The organism is Bacteroides sp. RTP21281st1_H5_RTP21281_210402, assembly GCF_040918965.1.
Taxonomy (GTDB): Bacteria; Bacteroidota; Bacteroidia; order Bacteroidales; family Bacteroidaceae; genus Bacteroides; species Bacteroides congonensis.
This window is the reverse complement of the sequence record NZ_JBCOWR010000025.1, coordinates 1-19,069: the sequence shown is the minus strand read 5'-3', so window position 1 is coordinate 19,069 and position 19,069 is coordinate 1. Positions and strand designations below refer to the sequence as shown.

Annotated in this window: 19 protein-coding genes and 1 tRNA gene; 11 read left to right on the top strand and 9 right to left on the bottom strand. The window is 41.2% G+C overall.

Annotation, left to right across the window (positions count from 1 at the left end; genetic code table 11):
• The first annotated feature begins 304 nt into the window (after positions 1-304).
• Both AB5443_RS22910 and AB5443_RS22905 read left to right on the top strand, forming a co-directional pair.
• On the top strand, positions 305-1,321 hold the full coding sequence (locus AB5443_RS22910; protein ID WP_044656677.1) for an energy transducer TonB: 1,017 nt from the start codon (positions 305-307) through the stop codon (positions 1,319-1,321).
• Positions 1,322-1,477: 156 nt separating this feature from the next.
• Positions 1,478-1,690: a hypothetical protein gene (locus tag AB5443_RS22905; RefSeq protein ID WP_022137520.1), complete on the top strand. Its 213-nt coding sequence runs from the start codon at positions 1,478-1,480 to the stop codon at positions 1,688-1,690.
• A gap of 115 nt (positions 1,691-1,805) precedes the next feature.
• On the opposite strand, the gene AB5443_RS22900 is transcribed toward AB5443_RS22905, so the two are convergent.
• Positions 1,806-1,879 (bottom strand) — tRNA-Ala (locus AB5443_RS22900).
• Positions 1,880-1,997: 118 nt separating this feature from the next.
• Here AB5443_RS22900 and AB5443_RS22895 point away from each other — a divergent pair.
• The 9 genes from AB5443_RS22895 to AB5443_RS22855 all read left to right on the top strand — a co-directional run bounded on the left by AB5443_RS22895 (position 1,998) and on the right by AB5443_RS22855 (position 13,219).
• Entirely contained in the window at positions 1,998-2,300 is a 303-nt protein-coding gene (locus AB5443_RS22895) for a DUF4286 family protein (protein ID WP_022137521.1), read from the top strand.
• Positions 2,297-2,863 (top strand): crossover junction endodeoxyribonuclease RuvC, encoded by a 567-nt coding sequence (gene ruvC / locus AB5443_RS22890; RefSeq protein WP_022137522.1) that lies wholly within the window; start codon positions 2,297-2,299, stop codon positions 2,861-2,863. Before AB5443_RS22895 ends, ruvC begins: the two co-directional genes overlap by 4 nt.
• A gap of 65 nt (positions 2,864-2,928) precedes the next feature.
• Positions 2,929-4,935, top strand: a complete 2,007-nt coding sequence (pulA, locus tag AB5443_RS22885; protein WP_277135532.1) for a type I pullulanase — start codon at positions 2,929-2,931, stop codon at positions 4,933-4,935.
• Positions 4,936-5,185: 250 nt separating this feature from the next.
• Complete coding sequence (locus tag AB5443_RS22880; protein WP_277135533.1) at positions 5,186-6,670, top strand: MFS transporter; 1,485 nt, start codon at positions 5,186-5,188, stop codon at positions 6,668-6,670.
• 26 nt (positions 6,671-6,696) lie between these two features.
• Positions 6,697-7,833, top strand: coding sequence for an endo-1,4-beta-xylanase (locus AB5443_RS22875; RefSeq protein WP_368114328.1), 1,137 nt, complete (start codon positions 6,697-6,699; stop codon positions 7,831-7,833).
• A 51-nt stretch (positions 7,834-7,884) separates the two neighbouring features.
• Entirely contained in the window at positions 7,885-8,865 is a 981-nt protein-coding gene (locus AB5443_RS22870) for a glycoside hydrolase family 43 protein (RefSeq protein ID WP_022137526.1), read from the top strand.
• A gap of 10 nt (positions 8,866-8,875) precedes the next feature.
• Positions 8,876-11,071 (top strand): alpha-glucuronidase family glycosyl hydrolase, encoded by a 2,196-nt coding sequence (locus AB5443_RS22865; protein ID WP_368114329.1) that lies wholly within the window; start codon positions 8,876-8,878, stop codon positions 11,069-11,071.
• A 70-nt stretch (positions 11,072-11,141) separates the two neighbouring features.
• Positions 11,142-12,608 (top strand): ATP-binding cassette domain-containing protein, encoded by a 1,467-nt coding sequence (locus AB5443_RS22860; RefSeq protein WP_368114330.1) that lies wholly within the window; start codon positions 11,142-11,144, stop codon positions 12,606-12,608.
• Positions 12,609-12,703: 95 nt separating this feature from the next.
• On the top strand, positions 12,704-13,219 hold the full coding sequence (locus AB5443_RS22855; RefSeq protein WP_368114331.1) for an RNA polymerase sigma factor: 516 nt from the start codon (positions 12,704-12,706) through the stop codon (positions 13,217-13,219).
• Positions 13,220-13,691: 472 nt separating this feature from the next.
• Here the strand turns inward: AB5443_RS22855 and AB5443_RS22850 are convergent, their stop codons facing one another.
• From AB5443_RS22850 to AB5443_RS22815, 8 genes are all read right to left on the bottom strand, one after another.
• Positions 13,692-13,952 carry an Imm17 family immunity protein gene (locus tag AB5443_RS22850; protein WP_022137022.1) on the bottom strand — a complete coding sequence of 87 codons (261 nt, stop codon included), beginning with the start codon at positions 13,950-13,952 and terminating at the stop codon, positions 13,692-13,694.
• Between the two features lie 119 nt (positions 13,953-14,071).
• Positions 14,072-14,584, bottom strand: a complete 513-nt coding sequence (gene imm9, locus AB5443_RS22845) for an Imm9 family immunity protein (protein WP_195406465.1) — start codon at positions 14,582-14,584, stop codon at positions 14,072-14,074.
• 80 nt (positions 14,585-14,664) lie between these two features.
• Positions 14,665-15,024 carry an immunity 22 family protein gene (locus AB5443_RS22840; RefSeq protein ID WP_229087778.1) on the bottom strand — a complete coding sequence of 120 codons (360 nt, stop codon included), beginning with the start codon at positions 15,022-15,024 and terminating at the stop codon, positions 14,665-14,667.
• Between the two features lie 105 nt (positions 15,025-15,129).
• The gene (locus AB5443_RS22835) at positions 15,130-15,729 is read right to left on the bottom strand and encodes a hypothetical protein (protein WP_022137019.1); all 600 of its coding nucleotides are present in this window, start codon (positions 15,727-15,729) and stop codon (positions 15,130-15,132) included.
• A gap of 134 nt (positions 15,730-15,863) precedes the next feature.
• Positions 15,864-16,277, bottom strand: a complete 414-nt coding sequence (locus tag AB5443_RS22830; protein ID WP_022137018.1) for a transcription factor IIS helical bundle-like domain-containing protein — start codon at positions 16,275-16,277, stop codon at positions 15,864-15,866.
• A gap of 76 nt (positions 16,278-16,353) precedes the next feature.
• Positions 16,354-16,944 carry a DUF2695 domain-containing protein gene (locus AB5443_RS22825; RefSeq protein WP_022137017.1) on the bottom strand — a complete coding sequence of 197 codons (591 nt, stop codon included), beginning with the start codon at positions 16,942-16,944 and terminating at the stop codon, positions 16,354-16,356.
• 80 nt (positions 16,945-17,024) lie between these two features.
• Positions 17,025-17,567 (bottom strand): hypothetical protein, encoded by a 543-nt coding sequence (locus AB5443_RS22820; protein WP_022137015.1) that lies wholly within the window; start codon positions 17,565-17,567, stop codon positions 17,025-17,027.
• Between the two features lie 41 nt (positions 17,568-17,608).
• Entirely contained in the window at positions 17,609-18,013 is a 405-nt protein-coding gene (locus AB5443_RS22815; RefSeq protein WP_368119641.1) for a hypothetical protein, read from the bottom strand.
• Between the last annotated feature and the right edge of the window lie 1,056 nt (positions 18,014-19,069).

The window sequence follows — 19,069 nt, the reverse complement described above, 5'->3', positions numbered from 1 at the left end:
CGTGTTATCTGTTTGTTGGGTGAAAATGCTTGATTATTAGTGATATATAATGGATGAAAAAAGAGTAAACTTATTTGATGTGTAGAACCGGAAATTGTGTTGTTGTGTAAAAAATCCACAGTGTTGTGGAGTGTATTCCACATTCCCGGTATATATTCCCGATAATTCAGTTTTTTTCTTTGAGTATATTTGTCGGGAAGGGCGAATGTTTACGTAAGATGTTTTTATTCAGCTACATTTTTTTATGTACCATCGAAATAATTTGTATCTTTGTTCCCGATACGTACCGAAAATCCGGCAACTTATGAAAAAGATTGTTTTCACTCTTCTGCTTTTGACTTTTTCTTTCCGCCTTATGGCTCAAATAGATTATTTGGAGCCGGTGCGACCTTTTTCTACTTATAAAGGTGAGTTGGGCGAATATTATCGTAATGTGTTTTCTTTACTAAATACAGGTTTTCAAAAACAACCTTATGCACGTTTTGTAGCTATCCCTTCCTTTTCACCCGAATATGCAATGTCGGTTGAAAAGAGGAACGGGCGTTATTCCCTGATTTCAAATACGCTGTCGCGTACCTACTGGCAAGCGGAGAAAGGAACAGTGGGAGTGGAGACTAAGTCGGTAGTAATCAGCGCATCCCTTTACCAGTCTTTAGGAGCTATTTTTCGTTTAGTCACCGAGCAGATACAGGATTTGGATGGTTCCAGTGCAGGTTTGGACGGAATTGTCTATTATTTCTTTTCTACTGATGCGAATGGGAAAGAACAGATGGGGCGTAAATGGTCGCCTGCCAAGGGAACTTTGATGGAACGTCTGGTGTTGGTTTGCCAGTCGGCATATATGTTGTCCAAAGGTGACAATATTTCGGAGCCGACTTTGGCGGAAGAGGCTGCCGCCTTATTGAAATCGTTGCAGCAACGTACTAAGGAACAACCGGATGCTTATAAGAAACCGATGTATGTAGGCATTTATCAGATAGGCCCTCGTTCACAAACGCTTTCGGGTAGGCAAGTCGAAGAACTGGCTCACTTTCCGGACATGAGTGCGGAAGAATATATCGCCGGACAGATGATTTATCCGGAAAGCCTTTTGGAAAAGAATGTATCGGGATATGTCCTCTGTGAATTTACTATTGACAAAGAGGGAGTGATTCTTCGTCCGCACATTCTGCGTTCCACTCATCCTGAATTTGCGGAAGAAGCACTTCGCATAGTGAAAGGGATGCCGAAATGGTCGCCTGCCCTTGTCGGGGGAAAGCCGTCGGATAGTAATTATACCTTGTATATTCCTTTCCGTCCGAAGAGTTATCGTGCCAAATAAATCAGTGCTCTCTCCCAAGTAAAAACGCGAAATCCTCTATCACCTATCACTGGCACGGTATAATAGTACCTTTAATTTCTTCAAAAATCATTAATACAACAAACTTATCTTGTTCTTAATTGTCTTATAGCCATGAACCTATAAAAAAGAAAACTTATGGATGATATGATTAACAGACATGATTCGATTGCCGAAGAGAATATCGAACCGAATGGTCGTCCGGCTACGAACGATTTTGAAGAATGGAGCGGCGAGGTGGCCGACCGTGCCGACAATGTGTTCAAGAATGACAAGAAGGACGGTCCTATCAAGGATCGTAAGAAACGTATAAAGGAAATGGATGAAGTGATAAAAAAAGACCTTGAATAAAGGTCTTTTTTTATTTTAGTGTGCATAAAGCATAATAGGTTATTCGAGAGCGTAAAGTTACTCCATAAAATAAATCAAAAAAGAGCAACTCTTTTCAGAATTGCTCTTTTTTTAGTGGAGAGTATCGGACTCGAACCGATCACCTCGACACTGCCAGTGTCGCGCTCTAGCCAGATGAGCTAACCCCCCTTTTTCAACCTTATATGATAACGTTTGCAAACGAATCCTTTTTTGTTGGCGCAAATATAATGCAATATTCTGAAATAATTGCTATGTTTGCGGTAAATAATTGTTTGAAAAAAAAAATATGCTGATTTATAATACTACTTTTCAGGTGGACGATGCCATCCACGACAATTTTTTGATTTGGATAAAAGAATTCTATATTCCCGAAGTGCAAAAACACGGCACATTGAAAGCGCCGCGCATTTGCCGGATTCTGAGTCATCGGGAAGATGGAAGTGCCTATTCTCTGCAATGGGAAGTGGAAAGCAGCGGATTGCTGCATCGTTGGCATTTGGAACAGGGAGTGCGTTTGAATGACGAACTTACAAAAATATTTAAAGATAAAGTGGTCGGATTTCCGACATTAATGGAGATAGTGGAGTGATTCAGCCGGTAAAGGAAAAGATAATCCTGGGGATTGACCCCGGTACGACAATCATGGGATACGGAGTCTTGAGAATCAAAGGAACCAAGCCCGAAATGATTGCCATGGGAATTATCGACTTGCGCAAATTTGCCAATCACTATCTGAAACTGCGCCATATCCACGAACGGGTATTGGGCATTATTGAAAGTTATCTGCCTGACGAACTGGCTATTGAAGCTCCATTCTTCGGTAAGAACGTGCAGTCTATGCTGAAACTGGGACGTGCGCAGGGAGTAGCGATGGCGGCGGCATTGAGCCGTGATATTCCTATCACCGAATACGCCCCTTTGAAAATAAAGATGGCGATTACCGGAAACGGACAGGCTTCGAAAGAGCAGGTGGCGGATATGTTACAGCGGATGCTCCGTCTCTCGAAAGAAGATATGCCTGTCTTTATGGACGCTACGGACGGACTGGCTGCTGCCTACTGTCATTTTCTGCAAATGGGACGCCCTGTCATGGAAAAGGGGTATAGTAGCTGGAAGGATTTTATAGCGAAGAATCCGGATAAGGTAAAGTAAACTGATGGGTTACTGATAGATTATAGAAGATAATCATAGAACGAAAAACGTTATCACAGGAGAGTATTAGGATGGGAATTAATTATTCAGCAATAGTAGGGGTTACTACAGTGGCAACAGTGATGAGTTGCTCTTCAGCGAAAAAGGAATATGCTTCTTTTGAGTTATATCCGGTTCGCACTGGAAGTCTTACGGAAATGGAATATGCGCCGGAAGCAACTAAGTTTATTCTTTGGTCGCCGACAGCGGAAGAAGTGCGCCTGATGCTTTATGATGAAGGCGAAGGCGGACACGCTTACGAAACAGTGAAGATGGAGCGCGGAGAGGACGGAACTTGGACTACCATAGTAAACAAGGACTTGCTCGATAAATTCTATGCTTTCAATGTGAAGATTGACGATAAGTGGCAGGGAGACACACCGGGCATCAATGCCCATGCGGTCGGAGTGAATGGAAAACGTGCCGCTATCATTGACTGGAAGTTAACGAACCCGGAAGGGTGGGAGAGCGACCAGCGTCCACCGTTGAAATCTCCTGCCGATATGATTATCTACGAAATGCACCACCGTGACTTTTCCGTCGATTCTACTTCAGGAATAAAGAACAAAGGAAAATACCTCGCACTGACCGAACACGGAACGATGAACTCGGACAAACTATTGACCGGCATCGACCATCTGATAGAACTGGGCGTGACGCACGTCCATCTCCTTCCTTCTTATGACTATGCTTCCGTAGATGAAACGAAACTGGACGAAAACCAGTACAACTGGGGATACGACCCGTTGAACTACAACGTCCCCGACGGTTCCTACGCAACTGACCCTTATCAGCCTGCCACCCGTGTGAAAGAATTCAAGCAAATGGTGCAGGCACTTCACAAAGCCGGTATCCGTGTGATTATGGATGTAGTCTACAACCATACTTTCAATACGGCAGAGAGTAACTTTGAACGTACCGTTTCCGGCTATTTTTACCGTCAGAAAGAAGACGGCAGCTTGGCGAATGGTTCGGGATGCGGCAATGAGACGGCAAGCGAGCGCCCTATGATGCGTAAGTTTATGATAGAATCCGTCCTCTACTGGATGAAGGAATATCATATCGATGGTTTCCGCTTTGACCTGATGGGAGTGCATGACATCGAGACAATGAACGAAATCCGCAAGGCGGTGAACGGAGTAGACCCGACAATTTGCATCTATGGCGAAGGCTGGGCGGCCGAAACTCCCCAATATCCTGCTGATTCCCTGGCAATGAAAGGAAACGTTGCCCATATGCCCGGAATCGCCGTTTTCTCCGACGAACTGCGTGACGGACTCTGCGGCCCTGTTTGGGAAAAAGAGAAAGGAGCTTTCCTTGCCGGAGTTCCGGGTGGGGAGAATAGCGTCAAGTTTGGTATCGTAGGAGCTATTGAGCATCCGCAAGTACGGTATGATTCGGTGAATTACAGTCAGAAGCCGTGGGCGGAACAACCGACTCAAATGATCGGCTACGTCTCCTGTCACGATGGCTTATGCCTGACAGACCGGTTGAAAGCGAGTATGCCGGGGATTACTCCCGAACAACTTGTACGCCTTGATAAATTGGCGCAAACGGTCGTCTTTACTTCGCAGGGCATTCCGTTTATCTATGCCGGAGAAGAAGTGATGCGTGACAAACAAGGAGTGGATAACAGTTACAAAAGTCCGGATGCGGTCAATGCCATTGACTGGAGACGCAAAACGACGAATGGCGATGTCTTCATGTACTACAAACGGCTGATAGACCTTCGCAAAACCCATCCCGCTTTCCGTATGGGAGATGCGGACAAAGTTCGGAAACATTTGGAGTTTCTTCCCGTAGAAGGCAGGAACCTGATTGCGTTCCGCCTGAAAGACCATGCCAACGGGGATCGTTGGGGAGATATTGTCGTTGCTTACAACTCCCGTACTACGCCTGCCCGTCTTGAAGTGCCTGCCGGCAAATACACAGTCGTGTGCAAAGACGGTATGATAGACGTCCGCGGATTGGGAACACAAACTGGGGCGGAAGTGATTGTCCCCGGTCAGTCTGCGCTGATAATGTATAAGTAAAACTCACTTTGCTGCTTGCACCTGCCTTCTAAAGCCTGTCTTAGCTTGGATGTAACATGGTAAAACGTATTTGTAACATTTGCAAACGCTGATGTAACAGACAAGAAACATTCTGAATCGTAATTCCTCGGCGGTAGGGAATAAACTTCTTAAGTTTGCACTGTGACATTTCGGATGGTTTTTCCTTTCAAATGCTCACAGGCTAAAACATAAGAGAAAATACAGAATGAATAAAATAAATAACAGTACCATGAAAGCACAGACTCAAAAAGTGTCGATGGCCGAGAAAATCGGTTATAGCCTGGGAGACGGTTCTGCGAACCTGATTTTCCAGATGATGATGATGTTCCAACTTTTCTTTTATACAGATGTGTTCGGAATCAAAGCAACAGCAGCAGGAATGATATTACTCGTCGCACGCATATTCGATGCGTTTGTCGATCCCGTGGTAGGCATCCTGTCCGATAGAACCAATACCCGTTGGGGGAAATACCGCCCCTGGCTATTGTGGACGGCTATCCCTTTTGCTGTATTCTTCATCCTGGCATTTACGACACCCGACCTTAGCGAGCGTGGTAAAATAATCTATGCAGGTATTACATATACCTTATTAATGTCCATTTATTCCTTCAATAACACACCTTATGCTTCCTTGGGTGGCGTGATGACCAGTGATATAAAGGAACGTACCAGTATTTCGTCCATCCGTTTCGTGACGGCTACGATAGCCACTTTCGTTGTACAAGGACTTACTCTGCCGTTAGTCTCTAAATTCGGACAGGGAGACGACCAGCGCGGATGGTTTCTGACAATCACTCTGTTCGCCATTATCGGAGTCATTCTATTAGTAATCACTTTCTTTTCTGCGAAAGAACGTATTACTCCGCCTGTGGGACAGAAGACTTCCGTGAAACAGGATTTCAAGGACATTGTAAGCAGCCGTCCCTGGAAGTCTATGTTTATCCTGACCCTTTTCCTGTTTACGACATTGGCTATGTGGGGCAGCAGTATGTCCTACTATTTTAATTACTTCGTAGATAAGACAGCCCTTTTCGATTTCCTGCAAAACTTCGGACTGGTGAGGGTAGAAGGGGAAACGTATGGAATGTGGCATACTTTTCTTGATGCTTTCGGCTTGATAGCGCAGCCTGACCATAGCAATGTATTTGCAGTAGGTTTCAGCCTGTTCAATATGATTGGTCAGATTATCACTTTAGCGGGTGTAATTTTGCTTTCCGGCTATCTTTCCAATATCTTTGGCAAGCGGAATGTGTTCTTGATTTGTCTGGCACTGACCGCATTGTTTACAGCTTTGTTTTTTATGGTAGATTCAACGAGCATCGGTACGATATTCATCATAAACTGTTTGAAGAGCTTGGCTTACGCACCTACCATCCCGTTGCTTTGGGCGATGATGGGTGATGTAGCCGATCACTCCGAATGGGTGAACCATCGCCGTGCTACGGGTTTTGTCTTTGCAGGAGTGGTTTTTGCATTGAAAGCCGGATTAGGTATCGGTGGAGCTATCTGCGGCGCGATTGTCGATTCGTTCGGTTTCATCCCTAATGTAGCACAAACAGAGAGTGCGCTCTTTGGCATTCGCCTGACGTCCAGTGTGATTCCTTCTATCACATTCTTTATCGGAGTGATTGCGTTGTTCTTCTATCCGATTTCAAAGAAATTGAATGAGCATATTCAGGCAGACCTGACAAAACGAAGACTGGAAAACAATTGATTAATAATTAATAGAATTAGATAAATATGAAGATTTCGACAAAAACAACTGTATCATTCTTATGGGTTGTGGCAGCATTGATAGCAGGCTCTTCGATAGCTTCTGCGCAAGAAAAGAATACTTTGAAAGAAGCCTTGAAAGATAAATTCCTGATAGGAACGGCAGTGAATACACAACAGGCATCCGGCAAAGATAAAGTAGGAGCAGAGGTTATCCGGAAACAATTTAATGCCATTGTAGCGGAGAATTGCATGAAAAGCCAGGAAATCCATCCTGAGGAGAACCGTTATAACTTTACAAAGGCGGATGAATTTGTAGAATTCGGCGAGAAAAACAATTTGACGGTTACAGGACATACCTTGATATGGCACACTCAACTTTCCCGTTGGTTCTGCGTGGATAAGGATGGCAAAAATGTTTCTCCCGAACTCTTGAAGAAACGGATGAAAGAACATATCACCACCGTTGTGAAACGTTACAAAGGCCGTATCAAAGGTTGGGATGTAGTGAATGAAGCATTTGAAGATAATGGTTCGTATCGTAAGACGAAGTTTTATGAGATTTTGGGAGAAGAGTATATTCCTCTGGCTTTCCAGTATGCACACGAAGCCGACCCGAACGCCGAATTATACTACAACGACTATTCAATGGCTCTTCCAGGAAGAAGGGCGGCTGTTGTGAAACTGGTGAAAGACTTGAAAAAACGGGGTATCCGTATTGATGCCATAGGTATGCAGGGACATGTCGGCATGGAGTATCCGAAAATCAGTGAATTTGAAAAGAGTATGCTTGCTTTTGCCGAAACAGGAGTAAAGGTGATGATAACGGAACTGGATCTGACAGTTATTCCCTCACCGAATCCCAATGTCGGTGCGGAAGTCTCCGCTTCTTTCGAATATAAGAAAGAGATGAATCCCTATCCGAAGGAACTGCCTGCAGAAGTGGCAAAAGCATGGACAGCGCGTATGAACGACTTTTTCCGTCTTTTCCTGAAACATCAGGATATTATAACCAGGGTTACCCTTTGGGGAGTGGCCGACCATAACTCCTGGCGCAACGACTGGCCGATGAATGGACGCACGGATTATCCGTTGCTTTTCGACCGCAACTACCAACCGAAACCGATAGTCGACTTGATTATCAAAGAAGCAGTGCGGAAATGAATCATTTGTCTGAGCGATAATATTAACTTTATTAGTAAAAAGAATAGAACCATGAAAACAGAAAAAAGATATTTAGTTCCCAATGATTATATGGCTGATCCTGCCGTACACGTATTTGACGGCAAACTCTACATTTACCCTTCTCATGACTGGGAAAGCGGGATTGCCGAAAATGACAACGGGGATCATTTCAACATGAAAGACTATCACGTCTATTCTACGGACGATGTGATGAACGGTGAGATTACCGACCACGGTGTAGTGCTGTCCACAGAGGATATTCCGTGGGCGGGACGTCAACTTTGGGATTGCGATGTTGCTTTGAAGAACGGTAAGTATTATATGTATTTCCCGTTGAAAGACCGGAATGACATATTCCGTATCGGAGTGGCTGTCAGCGATAAGCCATACGGCCCTTTTGTGCCGGAAGCCAACCCGATGAAGGGAAGTTATAGCATAGACCCTGCCGTATTGGACGATGGCGACGGTAATTACTATATGTATTTCGGTGGTTTGTGGGGCGGACAACTTCAACGTTACCGGAATAATAAGGCGTTGGAATCGGCTGTTCTGCCGGAAGGAGAGGAAGAGGCTTTGCCGGCTCGTATAGCCCGTTTGAGTGGGGATATGATGGAATTTGCGGAAGAACCCCGTCCGGTGATAATTTTGGATGAGAATGGCAAGCCGTTGACAGCAGGAGATACCGACCGTCGTTTTTTTGAAGCTTCCTGGGTACATAAATATAATGGTAAATACTATTTCTCTTATTCTACGGGAGACACTCATCTGCTTTGTTATGCGATTGGCGACAATCCTTACGGGCCGTTTACCTATCAGGGCGTTATCCTTACTCCAGTAGTGGGGTGGACTACCCATCATGCCATTGTGGAATTCAAAGGTAAGTGGTACTTGTTCCATCACGACTGTGTGCCGTCCGAAGGGAAGACATGGCTTCGTAGTCTGAAAGTCTGTGAACTCCAATATGATGCGGATGGGCGGATTATCACCATTGAAGGAATAGATAAACTTTGAACTATTACTTGTGAGAATAATATCTATATTATTAGCCTTGTTCTTCTGTCTTTCGTCCCGTGCGGAAGATGGAAGCGCCCTGTGGCTTCGCTATGCGACGGGTACGAAGGCGGAAATTAGTTGCAGGAAACAATCGCCGACATTGAATATTGCCGTTTCCGAATTACAGAAACATTGGAAAGGCGGTATACCTGTGGCTTTGGAAGTAAACGCAACTAAAGAACTGCGTGCACTTGGAAATGAAGGATACACCATCCGTACTTCTGCCGACGGCAAGCAAATCACTATTGCTTCTTCCGGTGAACAAGGCGTGCTTTATGGAACTTACCACTTACTCCGTCTGCAAGCTACGGAACAGCTTTTGAATCCAAACCCAAGCTCAAATTCAAGCTCAGACTCAAACTTGAGTTCAAACTCTAATCCGGACTCAAGCTTGAACGCTCTGAATATCTCGGAAAAACCGGATTACCGGATTCGTATCCTGAACCATTGGGACAATCTGGACGGAACGATTGAGCGTGGCTATGCCGGACATTCACTTTGGAAGTGGGAAGAACTTTCTGCCGTAATCTCTCCCCGTTACGAAGCCTACGCACGTGCCAATGCTTCTATCGGCATCAACGCAACCGTGGTGAATAACGTTAACGCAAGTCCCAGGATTCTTTCCGACGACTATCTGCAAAAAGTAAAAGCACTGGCTGATATCTTCCGTCCTTACGGATTGAAAGTATATCTTTCTATCAATTTTTCATCTCCGGCCGCCCTGGGTGGCTTACCTACTTCCGACCCTTTGAATAAAGAAGTAATCGCCTGGTGGAAGAAGAAAGCAAAAGAGATTTACTCCCTGATTCCCGATTTCGGCGGCTTCCTGGTGAAAGCGAATTCCGAAGGACAGCCCGGCCCGTGTGATTACGGACGTACTCATGCCGAAGGAGCGAATATGCTTGCCGATGTGTTGAAACCTTATCACGGTATCATCATGTGGCGTGCCTTCGTTTACTCGCCCACGGACAGCGACCGTGCCAAGCAGGCCTACCTTGAATTTGAACCTTTGGATGGAAAGTTCCGCGACAATGTAATTGTGCAGATAAAGAACGGCCCGATTGACTTCCAACCCCGTGAACCGTTCAGTCCGCTATTCGGAGCCATGAAGAAAACGCCCGTGATGCCGGAATTCCAAATCACACAGGAGTATCTGGGCTTCTCCAACCACCTTGCCTTTCTCGCTCCCATGTGGAAGGAATGTTTGGATAGTGACACTTACGTGCAAGGCGCAGGTTCTACCATCGCCCGTGTGACGGATGGCTCTCTGTTTTCTCATCCGTTGACTGCTATTGCCGGAGTTACCAACATCGGTGACGATGTAAACTGGTGCGGGCATCCTTTTGCGCAAGCCAACTGGTATGCCTTCGGGCGTCTCGCCTGGAAACATTCCCTTTCATCCGAAGAGATAGGCGAAGAATGGCTGAAGCAAACCTTTCTACCCATTTCCGAACAGTCACGCAGTGATTCCGCAAATGAACTGTCACCAAAAGAGAGACAACAACTTCACTCTCAACTCTCCCTTCTCAACTCTCAACTTCTCCAAAAGTCCAGGGAAGCAGTAGTCGATTATATGATGCCCCTCGGACTGCATCACATCTTTGCATGGGGACATCATTACGGGCCGGAACCCTGGTGTGATATTCCCGGCGCCCGTCCCGACTGGATGCCTTCTTATTATCACAGGGCGGATAAGGACGGCATCGGATTCGACCGCAGCAGCAAAGGAAGCAATGCGACTGCACAATATCATTCTCCTTTATGCGAACAACTGGATGACGTAGACGTCTGTCCCGAAAACCTGCTTCTTTGGTTTCATCATGTGCCTTGGACTTATCAGATGAAAAGCGGTCGGACACTTTGGGCGGAGTTATGCTATGCCTACGACCGTGGGGTGCAAGAAACCAGAAACTTCCAAAAGTTGTGGGAGCCTATGGAGAAATACATCGACCCGGAACGTTTTCGTGATGTACAGCATCGGTTGAAGATTCAGGCACGGGATGCAGTGTGGTGGAAAGATGCCTGTTTACTGTATTTCCAGCAATTCAGCAAGCAGCCGATACCTTATGAACTAGAACGTCCGGTGCATGAATTAAAAGATATGATGGAATACAGGCTGAATATTACTAATTTTGAATGTCCGCCTTACGGATTTACTAAATAGACAAGAAAAATGCTTGTTCTGTGATAAAATTGTTACCTTTGCGGACAATAATGAAACAGAATATAAGAATATGAGCCAAAATACATTTAGCATGGCGGGGGGCGTTGCACGCAACCCGCTTGTGCGTTTAGCCAAACCTGTCACGGCAACTATCGGTGCGGATGAACATATAGCCATTGTAGGGCCTAATGGTGGTGGCAAAAGCCTTTTTGTAGATACATTGACCGGAAAATATCCGTTGCGCGAAGGAACGCTCCAGTATGACTTTTCCCCTTCTGCCACTCAAACCGTTTATGATAATGTGAAATATATCGCGTTCCGTGATACTTATGGAGCGGCGGATGCCAATTATTACTACCAACAGCGTTGGAATGCGCATGACCAGGATGAAACACCGGATGTCCGCGAAATGTTGGGGGAAATCAAAGACGAACAGTTAAAGAATGAGTTGTTCGAGCTCTTCCGTATCGAACCTCTTCTTGATAAAAAGATAATTCTTCTTTCCAGTGGCGAACTGCGTAAGTTCCAACTTACAAAAACACTGTTGACAGCCCCCCGCGTCCTGATAATGGATAATCCGTTTATCGGACTGGACGCGCCTACCCGCGAACTTTTGTTCTCTTTGCTCGAACGTCTGACAAAGATGTCGTCTGTCCAGATTATTCTGGTACTTTCCATGCTCGATGATATACCGTCGTTTATCACCCACGTTATTCCGGTAGATAAAATGGAAGTGTTTCCCAAGGTGGAACGTGAAGCCTACCTCGATGCTTTTCGCGACAGAGATATAGCTGTTTCTTTCGATGAATTGCAGAAGCGTATCATTGATTTGCCTTATGACGGCAATAACTATGATTCGGACGAAGTGGTGAAACTGAATAAGGTAAGTATCCGCTACGATGACCGTACTATTCTGAACGAACTGGACTGGACGGTGCGTCGTGGGGAAAAATGGGCGTTGAGCGGAGAGAACGGCGCAGGAAAGTCCACATTATTGAGTTTGGTTTGTGCGGATAATCCACAATCATATGCCTGCGACATCAGCCTTTTCGGACGGAAGAGGGGAACGGGGGAGAGCATTTGGGAAATCAAGAAACACATCGGATATGTAAGTCCCGAAATGCACCGTGCCTATCTCAAGAACCTGCCGGCCATCGAGATTGTTGCGAGCGGCTTGCACGACAGTATCGGTTTGTACAAACGCCCCCAACCGGAGCAGATGGCTGTCTGTGAATGGTGGATGGATATATTCGGTATTGCCGGTCTGAAAGACAAACCTTTCCTGCAACTTTCCAGCGGGGAGCAACGTCTGGCTCTGTTGGCACGTGCTTTCGTCAAAGATCCGGAATTGCTGATTTTGGACGAGCCGCTTCATGGATTGGATACTTACAATCGTCGTCGGGTCAAAAAGGTTATCGAAGCCTTCTGCAAACGTAAAGATAAGACGATGATTATGGTAACACATTATGAATCAGAACTTCCAGATACGATTACAAACCGCATCTTCTTGAAAAGAAATGATACGTCAATATATTAGAATATGATTTCTAATATTTTTTAATGAATTGATTGCTTTTTGTGTTATTTGGTTATCTTTGTGTTTAATTAAATGCAAAAAGTAACCACAAAGATATGAGTAGTAGCCAAAATGCCATAGCTGTATTGTACAGGAAATATTGGCAAAAGCTCTATATTCATGCATATAATCTGCTGAATGACGGAGAAAGCGCAAAGGATGTATTGAGCGATGTGTTTTGCTCAGTACTTGAAAACAGCGAGCAGTTTGAGGGGAAGACTGATTTGCTGCCTTTATTCTATGTCATGGTGAAAAACCGTTGCATTGACCACATACGTCATCAGAATGTAGTGAACCGGAATGCGGAAAGATACCTGGAAGAACTTTACAGCGATTGGACTGCCAAAGAGTATCGGGACTACGAAGATAAAATCAACCGGATGCAGGAGAGTATCCGTCAGATGGCTCCGCAAATGCGCACAGTAGTGGAAGAATATTTTCTGAACGAAAAGAAATGTGCGGAAATCAGTGAGATTTTAAATATCAGTGATAATACAGTCAGAACTCATATTGCCCGGGCTTTGAAAATACTCCGTAAACGATTGAGTGTCTTTTTATTTATTACAGTTTAATGTTGAATCCTGCTCTTCACTGGTTTCACGCTTTAGCTGAATGGTTATAAGTCAGATATTTATGGTGAAGGGAAGTAGAAAAATAAAGTAAATAACCCTTCACACCCTTCACGCACTTATATGGATTTGTTGGGCATATATGTCTGACGTGTTGGATCTATATGTCTAACATATTGGAGCTATATGTCCAATACGCACGGCATATATCTCCTGTAAACAAGGTATTAATACCTGATAACTCAAAAGTTAATACCCAATGGGGCATTTGCTATAAGCTAATTTGTTTTAGCTTATAGCATATTCTTTTTTGCTTATAACATATTTACTTTAGCTCATGGCATATGAAAAAAAGAGGTGAAGGGTGTGAAGGCTAATTTTTCTGCTTCCCTTCACCATAAATATCTGATTTATAGTTGTTCATCTGAATGGTGAAGGCTGTGAACCATCGGGACGATTCATTTACTATTATAACTTACATGAACACCATCATCCCAATCCCGCCAAGAATAAAGATGATTGATGTGATTATCATCCCGACCCTCAATCCTTTGTCGCCAAACAGGTCGTACAGTAAAAGGAGAAAATTAAATCCCTTGTCGCGTTGTCCCGTCATATCGAATATCCACTTCCATCTGCGAATGGCGCCGATAAGAAGTAAAGTTCCCAGGGCGATAATTATTAAACCGCCATTTACAGGGGTGATGTTACTGAAAAAATCCGGTTCTTTATTCATATTCATTTTTCTTCTATTTCTTGTTGTTTTTCATTTCACAATTGCACTATTGGTAATGTATGGCAGCGTGTCGCTTTTAGGTGGTTAAGCAGATTATTATCAACTAAATTCTATAATGATTATAACTTTATTGTATGCCCTTTCAAAGTAATCCCGTCAGTGAAAACTTGCTTTAAGGATAGTTTAATACTACTTTCCACATAATCTGTCATATCTTTAAATTGAGCATAATCAACGGGGATTATTGTCAGGCCCTTGTCTGATTTTCTTTTAGCATATTCATTGAAACGGTGTTTTTTATCAATTCCCCAACTTATTTCTTCTTTTATTGGTAAAGATATATTGACGCTTATAAACTTTTCCTTATCTGCCAAATAAGTGATACCTCGTTTTCCAATACAAATTTCCTTTTTTCCAATTGCTCCGCCAAGAGAAATTTCAATAAATAAAGTCCAATTAGTTATTGACTCATCCACCTTAATTTGTCCTGTCAAATCTTGAAAATAAGTTTCAATGGCATTATAATCAAAGCAACTCATTTCTGGATAACCACTTGAATAATCAAAATTCATAGTTTTTTGATATTGATTCTGAGAATAAAGTCTCGATGTAACCTTTATTTTAAATTTCATATTTCACTATTTGCACTGTTACTAATGGTTTGGAAAGGGGCATCGTTTAAAGGTTAGCTTTCCTTGTTAGCAACTAAATTCTATAAAGAACTATTATACATTCCAATATATTTAAGTCCATTGAAATTATTCTCTTTATTCGGGACAACAAGAGAGGCATCCGTCAAGTACAAAACTGCATTTCCTTTTTTTATATTCATCACTTTACATTTTGTCAGGACATCCTCTATGTCGTCCATATCTATAGGTACTTCCTGCAACAAGATGCTAATATCTTGTTCTTCGTTGAATAAAGGAATAATACCTATAAAATCTTCTTCATATTCATCGGTATTTATATCTATACAAAATCGACAAGGAGAATCCTGTAGATTGAAGTAATCTTCATATTCTTTTTCACTTCCAGAAAAAGTACCAATCCATATATGGACTTTTTTCATTCTTTCTAATGGACTTAAATACATAACAGTTTATTTAGAGTTATTGATAATGGATCGGTGAGAGACTGCGTTTAGCTGTTTACTCGACCTTGTTAATAGAATTTGTCATTTTCCCCAGTACTTCAAATATTCTTCTTTTATATTCAACTGCTCTATGAAACGTTCTTTCCCGTTATCATATGTGGTTGTTAATGTTGGCTGATTATCAATCATATATCTTTGCTCTTCAAATGGTGCTGGATATGGAAAGCTATTTATATATTCATAGTCTAACCCCGTTTTCAATTTATCTAAGTCCTCTTTTTTGACTTTCTTGTATAAAACGATAAGTTGTGCGCAGAACATATCATAAACAAGGCTTGCATATAAAGACGAGCTGATATTTTCATCGACACATTCACCCGTTAATCCAATTACAAGACATTTTGTAATCTTAACCTTTCTAAAATTGGGCGAAGGTCTAAAAAAACATTTCTCTCGATTGTATGGAGACTTAAACATGAACTTATGAATATCTGGATTATATTTTGCGAATGTAAGAAGGATGTGATAATTAAACTTATCCTCTGACATCAATTTAAGTTTGAAGAGGTAATTTTCGTAAATGTACTTCCATACATATTCACTTATCTTATATGATACACGAGGACGATGTATTAGAGCTTGATAATTTGTTTCACCGCTTTCTAATCTTGCTATTTCCATATGTTGTTTCTTTACTATTAATGGGATTCAGCTAACTGTGTTTAGCAGTTAAGGTGAATGTTAGTCACTTTCTTGTTATTAGACTGCTATTTAGCATACTCTGTATAATTTGATTTCGACTTGAAACGTTCTTTTTATGCCTTCCAAATTTTAATCAATTCTTTTGAAAATATTGAAATTGTTTTTTCCTCTTTATTTTTACCAAACCTAGTTACTGCTATTCCTATTTTAAAATAAACTTTAAATCCCATTGTGTTTAAAGGCTTTTCTATTTTGCCCAATGCTTTTACTATATTATTGTCGTTCAAAATATCAATATTTTCAAAAAGAGCCCTGTACCTACCGTTTACTAAAGAGACTTCATTTACTAATCCCTTTTTATTAAATTTGACAGAAATATTATCCCAATGTGCATCTGTTCTTTTCAGATAGTCGTGTAATACTATATCTGGATTTTTATTAAATAGTAGTTTTACTTCTTCTTCGTTCATTCCAAATTTTATATTACCTATAGAGATATAAGGATGTATCAATAAATCTTCTTCCATATTTTTAATTATTATGTTCAGTGACTAATGTTGGGCAACGTGCTGTTTTAGGCAATACGCTGTTTGTTACCGACTTTTATAAAGACTCTTCCACATTTGCTAAAACCTCACAATCACAAAAACCACCATGTTCACGCAGACAATTAACAATATCATTGAAGTTTATATTATTTTCTTGGCAGAACAACTTTGTTAAAGTATAGTCATGCTTGCATCCTGCTTTTAGATTATTATCCAAATAATCTAAAAGTTTTTTCATCATACCTATATCTACTGCTTGGCTACCTTCACAATGAATGTCTTTAACTATCTTATCAAAAGTTGCATTATAACCCAGACCAGCAGGAGTTGGAAAAATGAAAGCATTTTCTACATTTTCTGTGCTCAATCTGGGTATGGCAGTTTCAATAAAAAAAGTTAGCTCCCATTTGTGAGAAACATATTTTTTCATGTCACTATTCGCTTCTATGAATAAAGCCCCCGAATATTCATCTGGAAATAGATATAGATATTTCCGAGTATCTTTTGCTATATTCAATGCTATTTCTCTTTTACTTTTATTATAGAGAACATATAATGAATCTGTATGCCTCACATTATTTATAAAGGACATATATCTGTCATCCGGTGTTTTCTTGCAAAGTTGTTCTATTTCATTCTTATTCATTTTCATCTTTATATTAGTCGGTAATGGGATGCAGCTTGCCGCCGTTTTAGGCGGTACAGGTGCGTGTTACCGATATTCTTTTACGAACATTGCCAAAAACCAGCAATTATTTCACCTGTCATATTGTGCTTGTATAAATACAAGGCACCATACATAAATACGTAATCCATACCATCCCTATAACCTTCTTCGTCAATCTGTAAATAGAATGAATATCCGTCTTTTTCCAATTCTTCATAATAGTAATCTTTCCACTGAATAAAACGTGGTTCACCACCCACTTTGATAAATTGAAAATCGCTGTCTTGTGGGTAATAATAATTGCTAATAGAATTAACAGATAATTCTTTGATGCTTTTCTCTGAACGAGTACCTATGTCTGAATACTCGTGTTCTATTACTTTCACTGTTACTGACGGATAGATATTATTATAGAGCAATGTGTCAAAGTCACCATGTATAAAAATAGATAGCATCATATTTTCTTTTTCAGTATGCACCAATGTTGCATAAAACAAATACCCATCAGGAATGCTATTTTCTATTATTAGTGGAGGATTTCCACCTATTCTTCCTTTTACATTAGCATCAAAGGGGATACATTTGGCATATAGTTCGTTCATATCTTTATGTTTTAATAATTATCGGTAATGATGTCTATAGGCTAACCGAACTTTGGGAAGGTTGAGCCGTTTGTTATGTGTTCAATTTCGATTGAATATAATAAAAGTAATTTTGCTAATGGATAGAAATAATTAATCGTTCCAAAACCTTCTTTTACAATCATGCGTTTACAATTATAAGTTGAAATATTAAATGATTGTTTTATTAAATCATACGCAGTATTTAACATCATTATTTCTTCATTTTCCAGATTCTTTAAGATTATTAGCAAGCAGTTTTGTACGAATTCTTTTCTTTCGTTATAAAGTAAAAAAGCCATTGTAGATATAAACTTATCATCAATAGTGTCCTTCAAATAGGATGATGCTATTTTGTAGTAAAAAGATTCTATATTTTCATTCAAATCTGTTATTATTGGCAATACGGCTTTATCTATTATATCCATTATTTCTTTTAGAGCTTTTTCTTGTTCTTCTTCATATAATAGGCTCCAATGATGTCCAAAACATTCATTGTAAACAGAAAAGTTATCCAGTGATAAATATCGACTATGCCATTTACTAAAATCTTTATGCTTAACGTTGAAACAACAACTATTCAAATATATCCATTCAGCCTGTCTATTATTATAATCAGTATTTACAACCGATTATTACTCAATATTTTATAGATAATAAGTCAGAAATATGGTTGTTATTTTTAATTGCACATTCTAAAAGGTGAAGATTTAACGCTTTTATTGATTATTAACTCAAAAAGGACATCAACTTGGGTCGTTTCTTCTCTTTTCCTTGCTATTCGTTTCCGATATTCCACTTTTGTTTTGGTCTATCTCATATGTACTGCAAAGGTATTGATTTTTGTTTGATATTGCTCCTTGCTTGCTCCTTGTCGTAGATTAATTTTCACACAGGAATTTTTGTTCTCTTTCTATAGGGGCTTGAAACAATCCATTTATTGGAAACAATTAAAGACGGAGCTGGTTTGCCCCAGTGCTTTTTAAGAAACAGGGCAATTATTTTATCTCCACAAAGGCTCTTGTTCCCAATTATGAGGAAAGCCTAATAAACGAGTTCTTACTGATGGGTATTTCGATAAAAGCTGCTTGAAATCTGCAACAAAAGTGTTGCCCATAGAAATGGAGTTAAGCCAATACACCACATAGCAGAGTTGCGGATAAAGTGTTTGTTCACGGAACGAGAAATCCGTAATCCATGTGTTTGGCATACGCATAGGCATCATTGGCTTGACAGGAAAGACCCGATTTGACAGTCTTGAATGATGGGCGCAGCAATTACGAAGTACGGGTCTGGGTACGGATTAAAAGGCTAAGTGATTATTTCCAGTCATTTAGCCTTTTTAATTATCTAATTTTTCCCCACATTTTCCCCACAGCTGTCTATTTATATATTTTAGAAACATATCAATAGTTCGTTAAAAATTCGCCACGCCTAAGCGGCTCTGGCAGTAAATAAAATGAGTTCTTTGAAAAGTTTGTCAA